This window comes from Shewanella saliphila, assembly GCF_014648295.1.
GTDB classification, from domain to species: domain Bacteria; phylum Pseudomonadota; class Gammaproteobacteria; order Enterobacterales; family Shewanellaceae; genus Shewanella; species Shewanella saliphila.
In genome coordinates this window covers 41,876-56,247 of the sequence record NZ_BMQV01000030.1, presented here as the reverse complement: position 1 = coordinate 56,247, position 14,372 = coordinate 41,876, and the positions used below count along the sequence as shown (strand labels likewise).

At 42.7% G+C, this 14,372-nt stretch carries 11 protein-coding genes and 8 tRNA genes; 12 read left to right on the top strand and 7 right to left on the bottom strand.

Annotated features, from left to right (window positions below):
* Positions 1-266: 266 nt before the first annotated feature.
* The 3 genes from IEY48_RS13900 to gltX form a co-directional block, all read right to left on the bottom strand.
* Positions 267-342: transfer RNA gene (locus tag IEY48_RS13900), tRNA-Glu, on the bottom strand.
* Positions 343-606: 264 nt separating this feature from the next.
* A tRNA-Ala gene (locus IEY48_RS13895) sits at positions 607-682 on the bottom strand.
* Between the two features lie 104 nt (positions 683-786).
* On the bottom strand, positions 787-2,196 hold the full coding sequence (gltX, locus tag IEY48_RS13890) for a glutamate--tRNA ligase (protein WP_188921301.1): 1,410 nt from the start codon (positions 2,194-2,196) through the stop codon (positions 787-789).
* 412 nt (positions 2,197-2,608) lie between these two features.
* Between gltX and IEY48_RS13885 the strand changes: the two genes are divergently transcribed.
* The 6 genes from IEY48_RS13885 (at position 2,609) to IEY48_RS13860 (ending at position 3,244) form a co-directional block, all read left to right on the top strand.
* Positions 2,609-2,684 (top strand) — tRNA-Val (locus IEY48_RS13885).
* A 42-nt stretch (positions 2,685-2,726) separates the two neighbouring features.
* A tRNA-Val gene (locus IEY48_RS13880) sits at positions 2,727-2,802 on the top strand.
* A gap of 32 nt (positions 2,803-2,834) precedes the next feature.
* Positions 2,835-2,910: transfer RNA gene (locus IEY48_RS13875), tRNA-Val, on the top strand.
* Positions 2,911-2,953: 43 nt separating this feature from the next.
* Positions 2,954-3,029 (top strand) — tRNA-Val (locus IEY48_RS13870).
* Between the two features lie 32 nt (positions 3,030-3,061).
* A tRNA-Val gene (locus tag IEY48_RS13865) sits at positions 3,062-3,137 on the top strand.
* Positions 3,138-3,168: 31 nt separating this feature from the next.
* Positions 3,169-3,244 (top strand) — tRNA-Val (locus IEY48_RS13860).
* Positions 3,245-3,443: 199 nt separating this feature from the next.
* Here the strand turns inward: IEY48_RS13860 and IEY48_RS13855 are convergent.
* Complete coding sequence (locus tag IEY48_RS13855) at positions 3,444-5,273, bottom strand: ABC transporter ATP-binding protein (protein ID WP_188921299.1); 1,830 nt, start codon at positions 5,271-5,273, stop codon at positions 3,444-3,446.
* 243 nt (positions 5,274-5,516) lie between these two features.
* Here IEY48_RS13855 and IEY48_RS13850 point away from each other — a divergent pair, with 243 nt between their 5' ends.
* The 6 genes from IEY48_RS13850 to sstT all read left to right on the top strand — a co-directional run bounded on the left by IEY48_RS13850 (position 5,517) and on the right by sstT (position 12,234).
* On the top strand, positions 5,517-7,046 hold the full coding sequence (locus tag IEY48_RS13850) for a DNA-3-methyladenine glycosylase 2 family protein (protein WP_188921297.1): 1,530 nt from the start codon (positions 5,517-5,519) through the stop codon (positions 7,044-7,046).
* Between the two features lie 4 nt (positions 7,047-7,050).
* Positions 7,051-7,572, top strand: a complete 522-nt coding sequence (locus IEY48_RS13845; protein ID WP_229786472.1) for a methylated-DNA--[protein]-cysteine S-methyltransferase — start codon at positions 7,051-7,053, stop codon at positions 7,570-7,572.
* A gap of 80 nt (positions 7,573-7,652) precedes the next feature.
* Entirely contained in the window at positions 7,653-8,939 is a 1,287-nt protein-coding gene (locus IEY48_RS13840) for a DEAD/DEAH box helicase (RefSeq protein ID WP_188921293.1), read from the top strand.
* 8 nt (positions 8,940-8,947) lie between these two features.
* Complete coding sequence (locus IEY48_RS13835; protein ID WP_188921291.1) at positions 8,948-9,427, top strand: protein-tyrosine phosphatase family protein; 480 nt, start codon at positions 8,948-8,950, stop codon at positions 9,425-9,427.
* 217 nt (positions 9,428-9,644) lie between these two features.
* Positions 9,645-10,541, top strand: coding sequence for a chemotaxis protein CheV (locus IEY48_RS13830; RefSeq protein ID WP_188921289.1), 897 nt, complete (start codon positions 9,645-9,647; stop codon positions 10,539-10,541).
* 460 nt (positions 10,542-11,001) lie between these two features.
* Entirely contained in the window at positions 11,002-12,234 is a 1,233-nt protein-coding gene (sstT, locus tag IEY48_RS13825; protein ID WP_188921287.1) for a serine/threonine transporter SstT, read from the top strand.
* Positions 12,235-12,315: 81 nt separating this feature from the next.
* Here the strand turns inward: sstT and IEY48_RS13820 are convergent, their stop codons facing one another.
* From IEY48_RS13820 to IEY48_RS13810, 3 genes are all read right to left on the bottom strand, one after another.
* The gene (locus tag IEY48_RS13820; protein ID WP_188921286.1) at positions 12,316-12,969 is read right to left on the bottom strand and encodes an RluA family pseudouridine synthase; all 654 of its coding nucleotides are present in this window, start codon (positions 12,967-12,969) and stop codon (positions 12,316-12,318) included.
* A gap of 173 nt (positions 12,970-13,142) precedes the next feature.
* Positions 13,143-13,712 carry a protein disulfide oxidoreductase gene (locus IEY48_RS13815; RefSeq protein WP_188921284.1) on the bottom strand — a complete coding sequence of 190 codons (570 nt, stop codon included), beginning with the start codon at positions 13,710-13,712 and terminating at the stop codon, positions 13,143-13,145.
* Positions 13,713-13,725: 13 nt separating this feature from the next.
* Positions 13,726-14,334, bottom strand: coding sequence for an acyl carrier protein phosphodiesterase (locus IEY48_RS13810; RefSeq protein ID WP_188921282.1), 609 nt, complete (start codon positions 14,332-14,334; stop codon positions 13,726-13,728).
* Between the last annotated feature and the right edge of the window lie 38 nt (positions 14,335-14,372).

Sequence of the window (14,372 nt, the reverse complement as noted above, 5' to 3'; positions counted from 1 at the left end):
ACGTTATACTCTGTATCGAGTGAATACTCACTAATGTCTGTAGGCTAAACATTGGTGCTAATTGCTACAAATCAACAAGGATTCGAACCCCTGTTACCGCCGACTCTTTATAAACCAAAGTGGGCGATGCCCTAAGCTCTATTTCTAGACGAATGGGACACTTTTGATACGTTATACTCTGTATCGAGTGAATACTCATTGATGTCTGTAGGCTAAACATCAGTGCTATCGAATCGTTAACTTTACAGTCAACCACTCAAGAAAAGTGGTATCCCATAGGGGATTCGAACCCCTGTTACCGCCGTGAAAGGGCGGTGTCCTAGGCCTCTAGACGAATGGGACACTTTTGATACGTTATACTCTGTATCGAGTGAATACTCATTGATGTCTGTAGGCTAAACATCAGTGCTAATTGCTACAAATGAACAAGGATTCGAGCCCCTGTTACCGCCGACTCTTTATAAACCAAAGTGGGCGATGTCCTAAGCTCTATTTCTAGACGAATGGGACACAGTTGATACGTTATACTCTGTATCGAGTGAATACTCACTAATGTCTGTAGGCTAAACATCAATGCTTTTATCTACTTAAAGATTGTTAAGTAAGTGGTGGAGCTACACGGGATCGAACCGTGGACCTCTTCACTGCCAGCGAAGCGCTCTCCCAGCTGAGCTATAACCCCTTTCTTACTTAATGCTTTTGGATATGCAACCAGAATTAACTGACGTCATGTCTCAACTGCGAGGCGCATTCTATGCAGCATACCCAAAAGTGTCAACTCGTTTTTTATGAATTTATTCTATCTGCTACAAATTCAATCGCTTTGGATATTCTTTGTGCAGATCTTTCTTTTCCGATTAAGAACAAGGTTAAATCTAATGCTGGAGACTGACCTGCGCCTGTAACCGCTACACGTAAAGGCATACCCACTTTACCCATTCCCACATCAAGTTCGGTTGCCGTAGCCTCGATTACTTGGTGAATGGCTTCAACATTCCAGTCATTCAGCTCAGCTAATTTTTGATTGAATAATGTTAATGGCTCTAATGCAACACCACGGAGATGTTTTTTAGCTTGGGCTGCATCGAACTCAGTAAAGTCTTCGTAGAAATAACGACTCGAAGCAGCTAACTCTTTTAAGGTCTTAGCGCGTTCAGATAATGCGGTTACGATATCAGCAAGGGCAGGGCCATTACTGATATCAATCTTTTGATCATCCATATGCCACTGTAAGTGTGATGCAACATAAGCTGGATCAAGTGATTTAATATAGTGTTGGTTCAACCAAACGAGCTTATCGGTATTAAATGCAGAAGCCGCTTTGTTAATATCATCTAATTTGAATAGTGTTTTTAACTCTTCCATTGAAAACACTTCTTGATCGCCATGCGACCAACCTAAGCGAACAAGATAGTTTAACAATGCTTCTGGTAAATAACCGTCATCACGGTATTGCATTACGCCAACAGCACCATGGCGTTTAGATAATTTTGCACCATCATCACCTAAAATCATCGATACATGTGCGTATTCAGGAATTGGTGCACCTAGTGCTTTAAGAATATTAATTTGGCGTGGTGTGTTGTTGATATGATCTTCACCACGTACAACACAAGTAATCCCCATATCCCAATCATCAACAACAACGCAGAAGTTATAGGTTGGCACACCATCGGTACGCTTAATGATTAAATCGTCAAGCATATCATTTGAAATTTCGATACGGCCGCGAACATGGTCGTCAAATACTACGCTACCTTCGATAGGATTTTTGAAACGAATAACAAAGGGCTCGTCAGTATCGCGTGGCGCAAGGTTGCGACAGCAGCCATCATACTTTTGCTGTAAGCCCTGCGCTGCTTGTTCTTCACGCATGCTTTCAATTCGCTCACGTGAGCAATAACATTTATAAGCGGTACCGTTATTCAACATTTGATCAATGATTTCATTGTAACGATCGAAACGTTTAGTTTGGTAATACGGGCCTTCATCCCAGGTTAGTCCTAACCAGTTCATACCATCAAGAATGGCATCACAGGCTTCTTGAGTTGAACGTTCAATGTCGGTGTCTTCAATGCGAAGCACAAACTCACCATTGTTAGCACGAGCGTGTAACCATGAATAAAGTGCAGTACGGGCACCACCTACATGAAGAAAACCAGTTGGACTTGGAGCAAAACGCGTCTTAGTAGTCATAATCGGACACTAACCTATTTATAAACGTCTAAATAAAGACAAAAAAAAAAATGTGGCGTTATTCTAACAGCCAAACTCGGTAGTTGAAATGGTGTGCACTCAAACCTGAGACAGATTTTATTTTTTCTGTGCGGACAAACGTCAAAAATGACTTATTGTAAGTCTCATGCTATTAAAACATTGTAAGTCTCATGCTATTAAAACATTGTGATGCACAGTAAGGCGTAATAAAGTCAGCAAATATTGTGTAAACGATGAAAGCAAACTGGTATTTATTTTTGATTATGATTAGGTCAATCTGTTGATTAACAAAGCGTCAAAGCGAACAATTTTAGGCCGACTAGCATTTTTTTAATTAAAAAGCGTTGACAGGTTTTACTTGCCCCCTATAATACGGCCCCACACAGCATGAGGTCGCTTAGCTCAGCTGGGAGAGCACCTCCCTTACAAGGAGGGGGTCACTGGTTCGAGCCCAGTAGCGACCACCATATCTTCATTGATGAAGATATTCTTATGTTGATTACATCCCAGGTCGCTTAGCTCAGCTGGGAGAGCACCTCCCTTACAAGGAGGGGGTCACTGGTTCGAGCCCAGTAGCGACCACCATGTAATCTGATAAAATGATGTGTAGAGTCCCAGGTCGCTTAGCTCAGCTGGGAGAGCACCTCCCTTACAAGGAGGGGGTCACTGGTTCGAGCCCAGTAGCGACCACCATTTCTCTAAAAGAATATGTTGGACTCAATAGTAAAATATCCCAGGTCGCTTAGCTCAGCTGGGAGAGCACCTCCCTTACAAGGAGGGGGTCACTGGTTCGAGCCCAGTAGCGACCACCATATTTTACATGCTTTATAGATTGATATTCCCAGGTCGCTTAGCTCAGCTGGGAGAGCACCTCCCTTACAAGGAGGGGGTCACTGGTTCGAGCCCAGTAGCGACCACCATATCAATTTAATCTATCTGCGTTACATCCCAGGTCGCTTAGCTCAGCTGGGAGAGCACCTCCCTTACAAGGAGGGGGTCACTGGTTCGAGCCCAGTAGCGACCACCATATTCTTCGTTATAACTCCTAATTAAATCCTGCTGTAATCTTTCTTAAACAACTGCAAACGTATTTTGATCACTTAATCTTGTTTAGAACGTTCTAATGTTGTTTGTTGCGATCTCATTTTTTTAACTTTCTTGATGTTCGGCCATAAAAAAGCCACTCAAATTGAATGGCTTCTATTACAACTCTGTAAGTTATGAGATTAATCCAGCCCTAAAAAACCACCAGTTTGATGAGCCCAAAGCTGTGAGTAAATGCCATTGGCTTTAATCAATTCTTGATGAGAGCCTTGTTCTACCACTTTGCCTTGGTCTAATACAATTAAGCGGTCCATTGCTGCAATAGTCGAGAGTCGATGGGCAATGGCAATAACGGTTTTACCTTCCATTAGCTCGTACAACGACTCTTGAATTGCCGCCTCAACCTCAGAATCGAGCGCCGATGTGGCCTCATCGAGTAATAATATTGGCGCGTTTTTAAGTAACACTCTGGCAATTGCGATACGTTGACGTTGACCTCCAGACAGCTTAACACCGCGCTCACCTACTTGTGCATCTAAGCCTTTATTTCCAAAGGGATCGGTTAGCGTATCGATAAAATCAAATGCCTGCGCTTGAGTGATAGCAGCCATTAAGCGTTCTTCGCTAGCGTGTGGGTCGCCATACAAAATGTTTTCACGAATAGAGCGATGCAATAATGACGTGTCTTGAGTGACCATACCGATATTGGCGCGCAATGAGTCTTGGGTGACATCGGTTAGGGGTTGATCATCAATAAGAATTTGCCCTTGTTCAACATCATGAAAACGCATTAATAAATTAACTAATGTCGATTTTCCTGCGCCCGAACGGCCGACTAAACCGACTTTCTCTCCAGGTTTGATGTGCAAATCTAATTCATCAATAACGCCCTTTTTCTCACCGTAATGAAAACTCACTTGGTTAAAGTCTATTTTACCTTGATCAACCACAATGTCTTTGGCGTTTGGTTTATCTTCAATCGCAATCGGTTTTGATAAGGTATTCATTCCGTCGGTAACCGTACCAATGTTTTCAAACAGTGAGCTAATTTCCCACATTATCCATTGAGACATACCGTTTAAACGCAGTGCTAAACTCACGGCAATGGCAATGGCGCCAACAGTAATCGCGTTATCTGCCCAAAGCCAAATTGATACAGCAGCTATAGTGAATGCCAATAGATAATTAATTATTTGCACTGCAACGTTAATGATTGTCACTAAACGCATTTGGCCGTAAACCGTGTTCAAAAATAAACTCATACTGTCGCGGGCATAATCTGCTTCTTGCTTAGTGTGAGAGAATAATTTCACGGTAGAAATATTGGTATAACTGTCAACAATTCGCCCTGTCATGCTCGAGCGGGCGTCTGCTTGTTGTGCTGAAATGGCTTTTAGTTTTGGCACTAATTTCCACTGGATTGCAATATAGGCGAATAGCCATACCAGCATAGGTAACATTAACCGTAAGTCCGCGCTGGCAATCATCACTAACATTGAGGTGAAGTAAATTAAGATGTACATCAACACATCTAATAGCTTCATGACCGTTTCACGCACAGCTAATGACGTTTGCATTACTTTAGTGGCGACACGACCGGCAAAGTCATCTTGATAAAAGCCAATACTTTGCTTAAGTAAGTAACGATGCGCTTGCCAGCGAATGGCCATCGGATAATTACCCAATAATGTTTGATGCACGATCGAAGCATGCAACCAAACAATAAACGGGATCACAACTAACACAATCACCGACATGCCAATAAGGGTAACGTGCTCGTCTTGCCATAAAGTCTGTGGATTTTTAGTGACTAACCAGTCGACTAACTTACCCATAAAGCCAAATAATGACACTTCTAATATCGCCAGTGTGGCCGTTAATATCGACATTACAATTAAAGGTTTGCCAAAGCCGCGAGTATAATGACGACAAAATGCATATAAGGTTTTAGGCGGTTGCGTCGGCTCTTCTGGCGGTAACGGTTGAGTTAAGGATTCAAAAAATTTAAACATCTAGTGCTCTAACATCCATAGTGAGATTTCTGCTGCTAGGATAACGTATATGCGTCAAATGTAATGCGTTAAATTGTTACCATTAATCTACTGATGAGCTTATAACGATTCAGTTCCGTTTTCCGCTAGTCGCAGCGCAGTCATTTCGGTAAAGTCTGTCGATACGTAAAAAAGCACTTTTTAGCGCAATATTGATCTTATGCTAAGTGTTAACCTGTAATGATACAGGCCCGAGGAGATCTGATGGCTAGCGAGCAATTATCAACAAATTGTCATATTGCACCACAAGTGTGTCAACAAGCTCGTTTGAGCCGCGATGCTCGCTTTGATGGCCAATTTTTTACCGGCGTGCTCACCACCGGTATTTATTGCCGTTCAATTTGCCCCGCGCCAGCGCCGCATGAAAAAAACGTCCGTTATTTTGACTCCGCGATTAAAGCCGCTAATGCAGGGCTGAGACCGTGTTTACGGTGTCGACCCGATAGTGCACCAAGCTCCAATGCTTGGCGCGGCACACAGACCACTCTTAACCGAGCATTAACGTTAATTGAGCAAGGGTATCTCAATGGTGATAGCGCGGCATCAGTGACCGAGCTTGCTGAAAAATTAGGTATAACGAGTCGTTATTTGAGTCAATTGTTTAATCAACAATTAGGAACGTCGCCAAAACGTTTTGCTCAGTATCAGCAATTGATGTTTGCCAAACAGTTACTGCATCAAACCTCTTTGTCGATGACCGACATTGCCATGGCTGCGGGGTTTAACAGTATTAGGCGCTTTAATGAAGTGTTTCAGCAGCACTTACAGCTAACCCCCTCGGCTATCCGTAAGCTGAGTCGCTCCACCATTGCGACGCAAGTGGCATGTGAGAATCCATTGATGACCGTTAACCCTATTACGTTAACCTTGGCGTATCGGCCACCATTAAATTGGCCCAAAATGTTGCAGTTTTATGCTTTTCGTCAAGTGGAGCATATGGAGGTGATTAGTGATGACGGCTATATGCGCAGTTTTTCATTTGATGGTATTAATGGTGTTTTTGCTGCTAAGCACAATCACAATAAGCCCCAATTAGATGTGAGCATTTATTTTGTTAATGCTGAAGACATTAAGCACTTACACAAAGTTGTGATGAAGGTTCGTGCTCTTTTCGATCTTGACGCGGATATGCAGGTCATTGAACAGGCTCTCACCTCAATAACGTCACTAGGAGCTAATATCGATGTCGGCCTTAGGATCCCCGGTACAGGTAATGTGTTTGAAGCGGCATGCCGAGCAGTATTAGGCCAACAAGTGAGCGTGCAACAAGCCACTAAATTACTCAACACCTTAGTACAACATTATGGTGAACCGCTTAGTTTGAATGGTAAAACCTGGCGACTTTTTCCGACACCTACGGCAATTGCCCAAGCATCACTGGATGAATTAAAAATGCCTGGCGCACGTAAATTAGCCTTAAACGCGCTTGGCAAGTATGTTTCCCAATACCCTGAGTCAACTCCGCAAGATTGGCTGTCGGTTAAAGGGATTGGCCCATGGACCGTTGCTTATGCACAAATGCGAGGGCTCAGCGAGCCAGACGTGTTTTTAACCACAGATTTAGTGATAAAAAATAGGTTACATGCATTGCATCAATTGGCACAACGTCCGATTGAATCAACCAAGTCGTATAGCCAAATAGCCAAACACATTAGCGAACACGTTAGTCCTTGGGGCAGCTATTTAACGTTTCAGTTGTGGGATGAAAATTCCCTTACTTCAATACAAGAATAAAACTATGTCTATACCTCAAATACAATCGTTTGTGTCCAGCCCTGTGGGATTATTGTCACTAAAAGCTTCTGAGCATGGCCTGACGCATTTGCAAGTTGAAGATTTGGCTCAACTTAACCCTGTTGTGGTGATTGAATCTTCAGTCAATCTCATGCCTGCGACAAATGATGTGTGCTTACAGGCCCAACAACACATCAATGACACCGTGGTGCAATTAACAGAGTATTTTGCCGGCATTAGGCAAACCTTTGATATACCGTTAGCCCCTAAAGGAACCGTGTTTCAGCAACAGGTGTGGCAAGCTTTGCGTGAACTACCGTTTGGTCAGCATTGCAGCTATAGCGACATAGCAAATACGATTGGTAGGCCTAAAGCTGTGCGTGCGGTTGGGGCGGCAAATGGCGCCAATCCTATTGCGATTATCGTTCCATGTCATCGGGTGATTGGTAAAGGCGGTAAGCTTACGGGTTATGCTTATGGGTTAGACATGAAACAATGGTTACTTAACTTAGAGACTACACAATAAAGTTAGGTAATTTATCTGACTGATGCGCTAAAGTGCGGTAAAATGTCCGATTGTTATCCCTTGTTGAGCGCATCTGATCCATGACACAAGCTTCATTAGCTACCACCTTTGCTGAATTTGGTCTGCACACTCCGTTGCTGGCTAGGTTGGCCGAGCTTCAATATTTACAGCCTACTCCAGTACAAGCCCATACCATCCCAAGTATTTTATCTGGCCAAGATTTGCTGGCGGGTGCCAATACGGGCTCGGGTAAAACCGCGGCGTTTGCTTTACCAATATTGCAGCAGCTAATGGATAGTAACCGTGGCTCAACGACTAAAGGCAACTTTGTTAGCGCCTTAGTATTAGTGCCTACGCGTGAGTTGGCTAAACAAGTTGCTGATAGTTTCAAAACTTATGCAGTGCATTTAAATGGTGATATCAAAGTTGTAGCAGCTTTTGGTGGCGTGTCTGTTAATACGCAAATGCTGGCTTTACGTGGTGGAGCTGATGTTGTTGTTGCAACGCCAGGGCGTTTACTCGATTTAATATCATCCAATGCCGTTAAATTGTCTGCTGTTGCAACACTGGTTCTTGACGAAGCAGACAGAATGCTTAGCCTAGGGTTTACTGAAGAACTCGCGCAGTTGATAGCCTTGTTACCGAAGAAAAAACAAACCTTATTGTTTTCAGCCACCTTCCCTGAAGAAGTGCGCCAACTCACTGAGACCTTACTCAATAACCCACTAGAAGTGCAGTTACAAAGCGCTGAGGCCAGCACGTTAGTGCAACGAGTTATGACGGTTAATCGCGAGAAAAAAACGGCGTTATTAGCTCACTTACTTCAACAGCATCAATGGCGTCAGGTCTTGATTTTTGTGAGTGCAAAAAATGGCTGTAATCATTTAGCGCAAAAATTAGCTAAACGCGGTATTAGTGCAGAAGTATTTCATGGTGATAAAGCACAAGGTGCTCGAAGCCGGGTACTTGAAAGCTTTAAAGCGGGTGAAATACAGGTGTTGATTGCCACCGACATTGCCGCCCGTGGTTTGGACATTGAAAAACTGCCTGTTGTAATTAATTTTGACTTACCACGCAGTCCAGCAGATTATATGCACCGCATTGGCCGAAGTGGCCGTGCAGGTGAGGTAGGTTTAGCATTGACCTTGTTATCACATGATGAGTATCATCATTTCTCTGTTATTGAGAAAAAGAATAAAATTCGTCTTGAACGTGAACAAGTTAGCGGATTTGAAGCCGATGACATTATGCCAGATAGTGTCCAGGAACAGCCAAAGCCAGTCGCGAAACCTGAAGGAATGGGAAAAAAAAAGCGTAAGAAATTACCCCCAGTTAATGTAGATATTTGGGCTAAAAAACCAGAGTAGTAGGTATTATGAAACATATTTTTTGGTTAGTAGATGGACAAATCGCAGGGCGAAGTGGTCCAAATAAAGATGCATGGGACTTAGCTGAGTTAAAGCAAGCTGGTTTTGGTGCGATAGCCTCATTAAATAATGCAGAAGGTTGTGACACGGCAGCAATGGCACAGCTCGGTATTAAGCATAAGGTATTTAATTTACCCGATAACATCCCTCCTAAACCGCAAGACTTGACCGTATGCGCCGAAATCTTACCACAAGTATTAGCCTTTATTCGTGAGTGCGAAAATGCCAATGTTCCTGTTTTATTGCACTGTCGTTCAGGCATAAACCGAACTGAAATGGTCATGGCTTACTATATGATGGAAAACGGTGCAGCTCCGGTTCATGCGGTTAGCCAGGTACGAAATGCCAGTGGTTTAGCCTTTGATGCAGATGGCTGGGACCAATTTGTTTATGATGTACTTTACGAGTTACAGTCTGCTTCAAACTAAGCCTGTATCGCGACAAGTCGATCTATAAAGGGAAACATCAAGATAGATAAATCAATTTTATCTATCTTGATGTTTCCCTTTATTTTTGTGTGTTTTTATACTGAGCTGTTCCCCTCAATAGGCAATTGCTTATATTGTGATCTGCACAGGCTAAAGGCCCGCTAAAGTTTGACGATAAATGCTATAGTAAAAAAATGACATCTTGTAAGGGGAAACGATGAGCCCGAAAATGAGTAAAGCGAATCAATCGCAAGGTTTATTGCTTTTTAGGTTGAACCACACTCAACAATTTGCGCTTGGTACCTTAAAGATCCGTGAGTTAGTTCCGTTTACACCACTCACTAAAATTCCTCATTCTCATCCTGCTATTATGGGGGCGGCGACCATTCGCGGCATGACCATTCCTGTTATCGATATGGCGGCAGGCATCGGCTTTAAGCCTATTACAGAACAAGAACGTCAAGACTGTTACATTATCATTACTGACTGCCAACGTATGGTGATTGGTTTTTTGGTGCGTGCAATCGATAAAATCATTGAGTGTAATTGGCGTAATATTGAGGCGCCTTCAGATAATTTGGGCAAAAACGCCTTTTTAACCGGCGTGACTCGATTTGATGATCGTTTAGTGCAATTACTGGATGTGGAATTGTTGTTATCGAAAATATTCCCTGATGACCCAGTGACCAATCGTGCCATTTTGACTGATGTTCAACGCGAAAAACTCAAGCCACTGCGAATATTACTGGTTGATGATTCGAAAGTGGCGCGTAAGCAGTTGTCTGACGCATTAGACTCGATCAATATCGGTTATCAAGTCACATCAGATGGCCGTGACGCCCTACAAATAATGCAAGATGCAGCACAACGAGGTGAGCCAATAGAGCTACTCGTGAGCGACATTGAAATGCCTGGATTAGATGGTTATGAGTTAGCATTTGAAGTGAAAAACAATCCTCAACTCGCCAATGCTTATATTATTTTGCATACCTCATTATCGAGCGAGATCAGCGTTAGCCAGGCTAAGCAAGTTGGAGCAAATGAAGCATTAACTAAGTTTGATGCTAAAGAACTCATTGAGGCCATGCTGCGCGGCGCTCAACTTAACCATTAATGATGTTGTTTGAACGTCAGTAAAAAAGACAATACTTTCTGATGGCTTTTACTCTCAACATGTTTAACAAGTTATTTTCATCTTCTTAAGAAAGCCTCATTTGATGTGTATTAAAACAGCAATAGCTGATTTTTTTTATTCATTTGAGTTCAGCACTAGACTTCTTATGTTCCATCCTGATATATAGCTACAAGGCTTTTTTGTGCATCGCACTCAGTGATTGCCTCGGAGTAATGCGGTAACGTTATCGCTGAAAACAGCATATTGAGCTTGTGTTGAGTTACATTGTTAACAAGGATGCCAACAACATAAGTGTTTTCAGCGTTTATTGGTTAAGTAATACATTATTTATATGATGACGACAGTTGTTTTATAGCGTATTACAGCGTTAACCAAGGCATGACTCTAGAACATCACTAACGAATAAAAAGCCACTAATATAATAATCATAGGTTAAAAAATGAATCAAAAAACATCACTGCTAGCTCGAATCGCTAGTGGAAGCTTAGTGCTACAAATTATTGGCGGGATCATCTTGGGTGTGATTTTAGCCAGCGTTTCAACAACCGGTGCACACAGTGTGGCATTTTTAGGGGCGCTGTTTGTCGGTGCGCTAAAAGCCATTGCACCTGTGCTGGTATTTGTATTGGTCGCTTCATCGATTGCTAATCAAAAGAAAGACAGCCACACCAATATGCGTCCTATTATTGCTTTGTATCTTTTTGGTACATTTGCAGCGGCATTGACGGCCGTTATTTTCAGTTTCGCCTTCCCAACAACCTTATTGTTGGCAACCGGCATTGAAGGCTCTAATCCGCCTCAAGGTATTACAGAAGTCCTTAATACATTACTGTTTAAAATTGTTGATAACCCAGTTAATGCCTTATTAACAGGAAATTATATCGGTATTTTAGTATGGGGTGCAGGTTTAGGTATTACCATGCATCATGCTAGCGACAGCACTAAACAAATGTTGGCCGATTTAAGTGAGGCCGTTTCTAACATTGTACGGTTTGTGATCCGCTTAGCGCCAATCGGTATTTTTGGTTTAGTTGCCGCAACCTTTGCTGAAACCGGCTTTGAAGCGCTTGCAGGTTATGCTCAACTACTTGCCGTGTTAGTGGGCGCAATGTTGTTTATCGCCTTAGTCGTGAACCCGGTTATTGTTTATGTAAAAATTAAACGTAACCCATATCCGCTAGTACTTAAATGCCTACGCGAAAGCGGCGTAACGGCATTTTTTACTCGCTCAAGTGCGGCTAATATTCCGGTAAACATGGCGTTGTGTGAAGAGCTTAAATTACACAAAGACACTTACTCTGTGTCTATCCCATTAGGCGCGACCATCAACATGGGCGGTGCAGCAATTACCATCACCATATTGACACTTGCAGCGGCTCATACCCTTAATATCCCCATCGATTTTATGACAGCACTGTTACTGAGTGTGGTTGCTTCTGTATCGGCTTGTGGTGCTTCAGGTGTCGCGGGTGGCTCATTATTATTAATCCCGTTAGCCTGTAGTCTGTTTGGTATTTCTAACGATGTTGCAATGCAAGTTGTGGCTGTTGGCTTCATTATTGGTGTGATTCAAGACTCAGCTGAAACAGCATTAAACAGTTCAACTGACGTTATCTTTACCGCTGCAGCATGTGAAGCGGCTGAAGCAAAAGAGGCGGCTCAAGCAAGTTAAATTGTGCGTCGCACAAAAAATGCCGGCCCATAGGATATCTATGGTGCCGGCATTTTTGTTGTTGGCTTATATCCGCCAAGGTTAGAAAGGATGCTGACTAAAAAAAGTCATTTCGACTTGGGTATATGGGTGTGTAATGGTTAATGATTGTGCGTGTAAATTGAGTCGTTTGCTGGCACTAATTGTTGCTTCATCAGCGTAAAACTCATCGCCTAAAATTGGGTGACCAAGTGCAAGCATGTGCACTCTGAGTTGATGGGTGCGGCCGGTATGCGGTTTGAGCTCCATCAGCGTTGTGCTGGCACGTTGTTCAAGCACACTGAAATAAGTCAGTGCCGCTTTACCTGTCTCGCTGAGCATTTGAAAAGGTGGTGTGTCAGGGTTTGGCCCTAACGCAAAGTTCACTTTACCTTCTAATGCTTGCATATGCCCCTGCACCTCTGCGATATAGACTTTTTTAGCCTGGCGATTTTGAAACTGAGTTTTTAGATGCGACTCCGCTTTTTTGGTGCGAGCAAAAATCATGATGCCTGACGTATCGCAATCTAAGCGATGAATTAAAATGGCTTCCGGATAACGTTGCTGTAAGCGAGTGATGGCGGTGTCATGGGTGTCTGGTGAGCGTCCTGGATTTGATAACAATCCAGAAGGTTTATTAATCACAATAATATCACGGTCTTTATAGCGGATGTCCAACCAAGGAATTGACGGTGGTCGATAAGTAAAGATGTGCATGGTGAGATTGTCTCTTTAATAAACGCAGGTTTTGCTTGATGGGTTACGCGCGCATACTAACAAAATTTTTTCAGTAACGAAAATAAGATAACTGTAGCTTGGTCAATCCGCTGGGATAGCAAGCGGAAACGACAATATACGGTTTGCTTGGTCGATGATTACCTCTGCTTAACTTAAAGGCTGGCTAGCCACAGGCGCAATGACATGCCCCAACGGCTGGTGGCTCCTGATGTCACAAAGCGGATTTGATTGTGGCTATCAATGATGTATATCGAAGGCAATGCGGTTGCCCCCCATTGTTGGCTTAAATTGTTGTTATCTGTGGATTGATTGATAACAGCAAATTGGTAATCATTATGCTGCATAAATGCGTTTATGTCGGTATTTGAACCAGAGGCAACGGCCACCGAAATAACGCGATAATCTTGAGTGTTAGCTACGCTATTGACCATAGGCGAGGTGACTTTGCATACCGGACACCAAGTCCCCCAAAAATACACCAAGGTGGCTTTATTTGTGTCAGTTTGTTGCCGAGCATTAAATAAAGACACCTCGCCCCCATCGACTAACTGACTATTGATAGGAAACGCTAATCCCGTGTGCATGTCTCGCTGTAGATAGCTGGCAACGGCAAACAGTACTGCCGTTAATAGCAATACATCACGCAGTGTGATTAACCAAAAGCGAGCAGACGTCACTTTTGTTGTAGCGGCTTTTATAAACCCTGTTACCCAGATTGGCATACTATACGCTTACTTACCCTTGTTCATGTGGTAAGTATTGGCTGGGTGTTTTACGGCTGTATATTTTACTGTAAGCCATTAGCTGTGGGTAAAATGTTCTAAAAGCAATTTCGATTTCAACATAAAGTTTATCGACATCACGGATCGCATGGTCAAATAGTTCTGGTTTAGATAATCGGCGGCTGACCCCTTGAATAGCTTGCTCTAAACCTTGTCGTGTTTGGTAACTGCTTAACCAATCTTGTTGAATGATTTTTGGGGCGATAGCTTGCAAAGTGGCGGGCAATTCTTCGGTAGTGTTAAGTTCTTGATACGCTTTTTGGCAAAAGATATTGAGATCTTGATGATGATACTCTTCCCAATAAAACGCTAAATAATGGTCAAACACTAAATCAATGAGTACTGGCGCGACTCGGCGAGATGATTTGGGAAACTGTTTAAGCAAATCAATAATAATTTCATGGCTATCGGTAATTTGATCGATTTGACGATGTAACCAAATGCCTTGTTGAAGATGTTGAGGGTGATCTTCTATTTTGCCCTTGGCAAAATCACCGCACAAATTAGCCACTAAATGAGTATCACTAATATCTGCTAAATGTAAGTGTGCTAAAAAGTTCATATTTTGTGCTTCTAATTTTATTATTTTACAGTATGATA